Origin of the sequence: Rhodococcus sp. 27YEA6, assembly GCF_044908235.1 — a bacterium.
GTDB classification, from domain to species: Bacteria; Actinomycetota; Actinomycetes; order Mycobacteriales; family Mycobacteriaceae; genus Rhodococcus_F; species Rhodococcus_F qingshengii.
Window position 1 is genome coordinate 1 of sequence record NZ_JBIYCY010000046.1, and the last position, 7,667, is coordinate 7,667.

The following is a 7,667-nucleotide window of genomic DNA, read 5'->3' on the forward strand; positions in this document are numbered from 1 at the left end:
AGAGTACGAGAAGACGTTCTACGCTACTGAGCAGGGTGAGCAGGCCTTGGTTGAAATCAAATAGCCAGAGCCTCCATCAGACCCAGGGCGATTCAAAACTACCGTTCGAGCAGAGCTAGCGAAGCGCAATTGTCGATGAAGATCGCCGACAGTATGACTGTCGCGCCGACACTGTCACGTTGTTGAAGTCGGCGAACTGGGAGAATCGGTGGGGGGTGAGCACCGCAATGCCATCGTACAAAGGGTCACCGCTACCCGGTCGAGATCATCAACCACTGCGTGTGGCTTTACTTCCGGTTCCCGCTCAGCTTCCGTGAAGTCGACGAACTGATGCTCGAACGCGGTGTGGTGGTCAGCTACGAGACGATCCGGCGGTGGTGCGCCAAGTTCGGGCAGGCCTACGCTAACGAGCTGCGCCGACGGCGGGCGCGGCCCGGTGACACATGGCACCTCGACGAGGTGTTCATCCGTATCAACGGCCGGCAGCACTACCTGTGGCGGGCGGTCGACCAGCACGGCAACGTACTCGACGTGCTGGTCCAGTCGCGCCGAAACGGCAACACCGCCAAACGATTCTTCCGCCGGCTACTCAAAAGTCTGGAGTATGTGCCGCGAGTGCTGGTCACCGACAAGCTGACCAGCTACAGCGTCGCGCACCGCGAGCTGCTGGGCTCGGTCGAGCATCGCCGATCCAAGTACTTGAACAACCGGGCCGAGAATTCCATCAGCCGACCCGACAGCGAGAACGGGCGATGAAACGGTTCACCTCGCCCGGGCACGCGCAACGCTTCCTCTCCGCCTTCTCGGGCATCTCACCGCATTTCCGGCCCGGCGGGGCCGATGTTGCCGCCTGAAAGTGAACAGCCCGGCGGTTTCCCGTAGCGTCCTGTCCCAAACTAGCTGCGCAGCCAGACTTTTTGATTAACGTGACAGTGCCCGCGAAACAGCTCTCGGCGGAGTTGACAGCTTCTGTATTATCCCCCGCCTTCAGACGCGAGAAACACGTCGATCGCCGACTGCAGACGCTCGAGTGCTGCCCCATAGGCGGCGAAACCCTGCTGTTGCGCTTGGCGAACTTCCTCGAGAGCCCGATTGAGCTCGAGGACCGCGTCGATCAACGCGCCGTCATCGCCCATCGACGGAGACACCACCGATCCCTCTGGTGACGGTGTACTACCCGGGACCGACGGTGAGGAGGGTGCGGCGCGGGCGTCTCCTCCTGGAGGTGTGGCGATGGTGCCCGCCCCGGAACCGAAGACCTGATCGAGCGCTTCCGCGAAGGTCGGCGCGTACCCCACCCGAACCCCGCCGCTCCCAGGTTCTCGATAGCTGACGAGCACCCGGGAAAGCTGTGGGAAGGTCGAGCCGTCGACCTGGGTGGTCAATCGTTCGGTGAACAGCGGTTCGACATAGAGGAAACCGCCGTTGGCGATCGGCAACGTCAATAGATTTCCGTAGTGGATGCGATTCGAACGTTCGAGTAGCGTCCTCTCCGATGCCACCCGCGTGTCCGAGATCATCGAATTCTGGGTCTGTTGCGGACCTTGCGTTTGCGTATCGGTAGGCAGTCTCAGTATCTCGAACCGGCCGAAGTGTTCGGGATCCGAGTGAACCGAGAGATAGGCCGAGAGGAATTCTCGATTGAATCCGACCATGGCGCTCGCGAGCCGGAAGGATGGCTCGGCGTTGTCCTGATCCCCGACCACAATGTAGTACGGCAGCTGACTGTCGCTGGTCTCCGATGTCGGGTCACTGGGAACCGACCAGAAGGCGTTGTTGGTGAAGAACTCTCGCGGGTCGTTGACGTGATATTTTGCGAGGCGGTCACGCTGGATCCGGAACAGGTCTTCCGGGTAACGGAAGTGCGCCCGCAACTCATCGGAAATCTCGCTGCCGGGTTTGACGGCACCAGGGAACACACTCGTCCATGCATCGAGGACAGGATCGTGGTCATCGACCTGATACAAGGTCACTGTGCCGTCATAGGCATCGACCGTTGCCTTGACGGAGTTGCGGGCATAGGAAACCTCGTTGGGGGGAGATCTTCTCGGCGGGACGGTTTCCTCGACTTCAGTGAGTACCCCTGGTTGGGAGTAGGGATAGTGCGGGGCGGTGGTGTAGCCGTCGACGATCCAGATGATGCGTCCGTCGACCACGGCGGGATACGGGTTACTGTCGGTCGTCAGCCACGGTGCCACTGCGTTGACTCGCGACGTCGGGTCACGGTTGAAGAGAATTTTGGACTCGGGGCCGATCGCGCCGGAGAACAAGATGTTTCGCTCCGTGTAGCGCAACGCGAATGCCGCACGGTTCATCCACGTCCCGACCGACACTCCCCCAGATCCGGTGTACGTGTATTGCGTTGTGTCGGTGTCATATTCGCGAGGATCAACACCGTCTCGCGATCCCACGATCGCGTAGTCGGGATCCGCCCGGGCGATCACTTCTCCGTAGTAGATGCGCGGTTGCTCCACCGGGATGAGTTGTCGTCCCGCGCTCTGGGAGGCGATGTCGCTGACCGTGTAGATCGGGTAGCCACTGTCGCTGGTGGAGGTTTGACCCGCAGCGTCACGGACTGCGGCGTTCACCCGATTGGCTGGCGCGGCGACGAAACCGTTTCCGTGAGTGTAGACGGTATGGCGGTTGATCCACTGAGTTTGGTTGCCGCTGAGACTGGTCGGTGAGAGCTCCCTAGCTGCGACGATATAGTCGGCGAGTTCGCCGTCGAGAGCGTAACGGTCGATGTCCAGGGTGGGAGTGAATCCGTAAAAGTTCTTCAATTGCTGCTGCTGGGTGAACGTCCGCGAGAGTACATTCGGGTCGAGTAGACGTGCATTGGCGATCGTCGTGACATCTGCCGGGACCTCTCGCGGAGATCGAGTGCCGACACCGGGATAGTCGATGTACTCGATACGGTCCTCGGTCAGACCGTATGCCTGACGCGTGGCATCGATGTTGCGCTCGATGTAACTACGTTCCCGATCGGCAGCGTTGGGCCGGACCGAAAACTGTTCCACCAGCGCCGGCCACACACCCCCGACAAGAATCGACGACAAAATCAACAGCGCCGCCGCCATCGCCGGAATCCGCAGATCATGGACGACAATGCCTGCAAAGAACGCCGCAGCGCACACCAACGCAATCGACAGCAAAATCAAACGAGCCGGCAGAACAGCATGAATATCTGTGAAACCCGCACCGGTGAAAGTCGGCTCCTTCCTCGCGCTCCACAACAGCGAATACCGGTCGAACCAGTACGCAACCGCCTTGAGCATCACGAAAGTTCCCAACAGCACCGCGAGCTGAATGCGGGCAGGACGAGTGACACTCGGCAGATTCGACTTCCTGGACACACTCACACCGCCGAACAGGCAATGGGCACACACGTTGACGACCACAGCGAGAAAGACGACAACGAAAAGCCAATTGAGCACCATCCGATAGAACGGGAGATCGAAGACGTAGAACCCGACGTCATGACCGAACTCGGCGTCCACGGTGCCGAATCCTCCGCCGTGCATGAAAAGCTGCACCGTCGCCCAATTCGCCTGAGCGTGAAGGCCGAACGGGAGCGCGATCAACAACGGAATACCGATACCAAACGTGCGTAGCTTGCCCATCACCATCGTGCGATACGGTTCGATCGGATCCTTACCCTGGACAGCAGCATCGACGAACAAGGGCCGCGAGCGATATGCACACAACAATGCCGCGAAGATCACGAGACCAATCACGGCAGTGACCCCGAAAAACAGAATCAGCCGAGTGAACAAGACTGTCGCCCAGACGCCGCGGTAGCCGACCTCACCGAACCAGAGCCAATCGGTGTAGAGGACGATAAATCGGGGACCGAACAGCAGCGACACAACGCAGAACGCGACGACACCGATCGCAATCCGCGCTCGACGAGAAGTCGGCATCAACCGCTCGGACGAATCCACAGCCGGACTCCCTCCCACGCGATGCGGAAAGATCCTTGCCTGCGGCCCTGGGACCTACCGGTCACGCGCCTTTGGAAAGAGTTTACTAAACGAACCCGCGCACAGGAAGCTCACCGAAGCTGTGGGAACGATCCGCCAGATCAACCTACGACCTACCCCAGGGGAATTTCGATAACCGATCCTGATCGACCCCTTGTCGGTGGCATTGCCGAGGACGCAAGTTCTTCGACACTGAACGTCATACTGTCGTTGTCGAAGTCGTGTCACTCGACGAACGGCCGCTGCTACATGCGAACTCGACTTACCACCTCCATGCCTGCCAGCCGCGACGGACATCAAACACTTGGTGAGGGAAAACAATCCGTCCGAGAAGCTTGCACAATTCGCAGGAACTCCCCTTGCGCTCTATGACGGCGCTGTAAGCCGGCTCGAAGAGCGCCTGGTTCGCGTTGAGGCTGCGCTCTCGGATGGATCGACCACTTGGGTCCCTAACCGCAATGGAACGTCATCGATGGCTACCGTCGAAAACCTTCGACAATAGTGTCAGCTCCACCGCGATGGGCCGGTCGCACTCCGTTGAGCGCGCAACTATCCGACGCCTAGGAGTAGTGCGTCGGGCGATGCGGACAGTTTTCAGTGGAAGGCGAAGGCATAGCCGACGCAAATCGGTAATGCTCGGGTAAAGTTTCATTGTGCGGCCCGTCGACAGACCACACTTCGCCGACGGGCCGACCAGCCTGCGTGTCGATTCCTTGTCCGTTCCGGCACGCACGGCCTACCCGGCTAGGCAGGGACGAGCAGGCCACTCTTGCGAGCTGCCCACCGTACCGGTGGGCAGCTCGCAAGGCCGCCCGGCGGGTAGTCACGTGCAAGCCGGGCGGGTCGGCCAATCACGTTCGACATCAACATCTTTTACATTCCGAGCGCTCCTAGTGAACGATTCGGACTTCCGGGGAGGGTTACTCGGCGAAGACCTAAATTCAGCACCGTGCCCGTTCTTCTACTCTCGTCGACTCCCCCACAACCCAGCCTGTGATCCATGCAACTTCAGCGAGGTGAGCTATGCGTATACAACTCTCGCGGCACCTATGGTGGGATGAATTCTCAGGCGTAGCCCCCGCTACACACGACCACCGCACGCCTGGTGACCCTGCAACCCAGGAGTTGGACGTTCAAATCTCACGGCGGAGAGGGAAGATTCCTTTTACCAGACTAACGCGTCCGTCTGTCCAACTAGATGATTGAGAACTGGCTGCGGTGAGACAATGCGAGGCAAAAATGGCGGGAAGTGAATGCCCTGACGCAATTTATCGGCCGAAATTTCGATGGATCGGTAACCATCCCATGCGCCGTTACAGCACGAAGGTCCCGCGCTTGACACATCGCCGTACGTGTCAGCGAACTCGCCACGCTGTGCCGAAATGCTCTTTCACTGCTGACCCTCACGAGCGACACTGGATACTCTGAAGTACCCCGCCATTCGAGGAGCCATCCGTTGCGCGCAACCAAACTTGAAATCGGCATTCTTCGGTGGCCCTGGGTGATCGGTGCAGCGTTCGGCGGATACGTGGCCTTGAACTGGATCACGCCACTCGACCTTCTTGCCGCTTCCGCGGTGGCGATATTCGCCGCTCTCCTGCTCTTTCGCACCCAGCGTCACCGCACACTCGGCGCCCGACTGGCATCGATCGGAACAGGGCTGATGCTTCCCGGGTGGCCGGCCTTCGTGCTGCAAGGCGTCAATGCACTCTAATAGCAGTGGGCCACTTTTGATTTCGCGCAATCACCTCGTGAACAGTCATCGCATCGCTCACGGTCTCCTCATGCTCTTTGACTGTCGATAGCAGCTTGATTTCGAGGCGGCCGTGTTTCGAGACCATTGTGGCAGTCAGACGAGCGACGACATTGCATCATGCACACCCGGATACCCCGTCGACAATCTCGTCGACATCAGCGAACGGAAAAACTTACTTAGCGAAAAGAGTTAGCGCTCGATACGCATGAGTGCTAAATTCTGATGAGGCCTACGTCACAAGCTAAAGGCTCTGGGCCGAGTCGCGACAATCAGCCACTCGAGCGGCCACGGAGCACACCGCGCGCATTCTTCGCTCGAACAGACCCAATACACCTCAGACCGGGAATGCCGATATATCCCGTCGACATGACTTCAAACCACCCGAAGGAGGAACATGACCACAACCGTCCCCCACAGCCTCCATACCGACAACCCCAAGTGCACCTCCCTCAACGGCAACGAAACAAAAAAGCAACACCTCTCGCGACTACCCGCCGCGTCGATCGCCTTAGGGACACTGTCCATCGCGACATTCTGGATAGTCGGACTCGGCTTCGTACTAGGAATAATTGCGGCGATCTGCGGCGCTCTCGCCACGTCACGGCCCACGGTTGCCGACGACGAAGCAGCATCACTGCGGGCCCTACTCGGCATCGTTGCCGGCGCCGCAGGAATCACCATCTCCACCGGCGCCGCCCTACTCCCCATGCTGGCACAACTGTGAACCACACACAGGGCTTCTCCCACTCCTCTGACCTCCGACTACCGGCCCCCACCGTCATGGTCACCACCTGCGCCCTGCCCGCCGAAGCATCCTCGGCGCCGATGGTGTGCTGACCGGAACCCCACCGCGGCAGGGAATTCCCGTCACCGCAACCACTGGTGTCGGAAACCCGGCAACCCTCGATGTCACTGTCACCGGCGCTCCCGTGATCGACCCTCTCGAGACAGGAGCCCTCGGATCACTGACTCGATCTTCGTGTTCAGTAGCTGATCGCATTCCCAACACGATCCGCGGGTGTGGCGAAATGTACGGGCGCTCTAGAGTTCCCCGTTCAAACAGTTCGTCTCGAGGTTGCGATGTCGAGAATCTCCGAGTGTCGGTCATATCACGCACGCATAAATGCGCGCAGCCATGCATGCACTCTCCGGAAGGCAACAATCGTCGACTCCGAGAACAACGCAGCACCCGCACCCACGACGGAGCGCCGTCACTACGCCGACCACCGTTACCGCTGCCGGGTCCCACAAACGCGGCAACCGATCCGGCAACGCCGATCCCGGATCGCGCACTATCCGAGCAGACGTGCCGGAGGTGAAGCAATGCGATTTCGCCGACGCCGGCCGCCTTGCTCGAGCCGCGCAGGCAGGCTGCCCGCACTGCTCGCAGGCGCGAAAAACCCCAAGATTTCACCACCATCGCGGAAAAGTGGCAGCAAGAGAAGGGCACCGTGATCAAGTCGGCGCTCTGTGCTCACTGGTGCATCCGTTCAAACGCCGACGCCGGTGAGCGTCCCCTGACTGAGGCGACTTGCTCGGGAATCGGGCGTATCCGTCAAGGTAGTCCGTTACAGTTTCCTGTTGTATTTACCGCACCCCCGAGGTGGTGATGCGTACGGACCGCTGTAGTTAACACTCACCTGCGCTACAACGGGCCACCTAATATGGACTCCGCAAAACATTGAGGCAAAACAAGATTGACCTATTGACATGATCTCGAGACTGTACAGCGGGCCACTGACCGGTGTACCGGAGCCTTTGCATCGCCCAAGGCGCTGGATAAGTTGCGGACCATATCTACCGCGGCCACGCCACATCCGCATCGCTTTGCGTGAGTGTCGACGGCCATCGTAAGCTCCCCACTGGCGGCCATTTATGGCGCATTTTGTGGCCATGGTTTCTCCCCGCGTACGGCCAGATAGTTCCCCACC

3 protein-coding genes and 1 pseudogene are annotated in these 7,667 nt (G+C 59.7%); 3 read left to right on the top strand and 1 reads right to left on the bottom strand.

The genetic code is table 11. The features are described 5' to 3' along the window. Positions 1-227: 227 nt before the first annotated feature. Positions 228-830, top strand: a pseudogene (locus ABH939_RS32800) (IS6 family transposase); the annotation flags it as partial. Positions 831-974: 144 nt separating this feature from the next. On the opposite strand, the gene ABH939_RS32805 reads toward ABH939_RS32800, so the two are convergent. After that, entirely contained in the window at positions 975-3,920 is a 2,946-nt protein-coding gene (locus tag ABH939_RS32805; protein ID WP_151097380.1) for a UPF0182 family protein, read from the bottom strand. A 1,516-nt stretch (positions 3,921-5,436) separates the two neighbouring features. Between ABH939_RS32805 and ABH939_RS32810 the strand changes: the two genes are divergently transcribed. Both ABH939_RS32810 and ABH939_RS32815 read left to right on the top strand, forming a co-directional pair. Next, positions 5,437-5,694 (top strand): hypothetical protein, encoded by a 258-nt coding sequence (locus ABH939_RS32810; protein WP_151097150.1) that lies wholly within the window; start codon positions 5,437-5,439, stop codon positions 5,692-5,694. A gap of 436 nt (positions 5,695-6,130) precedes the next feature. Continuing rightward, complete coding sequence (locus ABH939_RS32815; RefSeq protein WP_243580669.1) at positions 6,131-6,460, top strand: hypothetical protein; 330 nt, start codon at positions 6,131-6,133, stop codon at positions 6,458-6,460. Positions 6,461-7,667 lie beyond the last annotated feature (1,207 nt).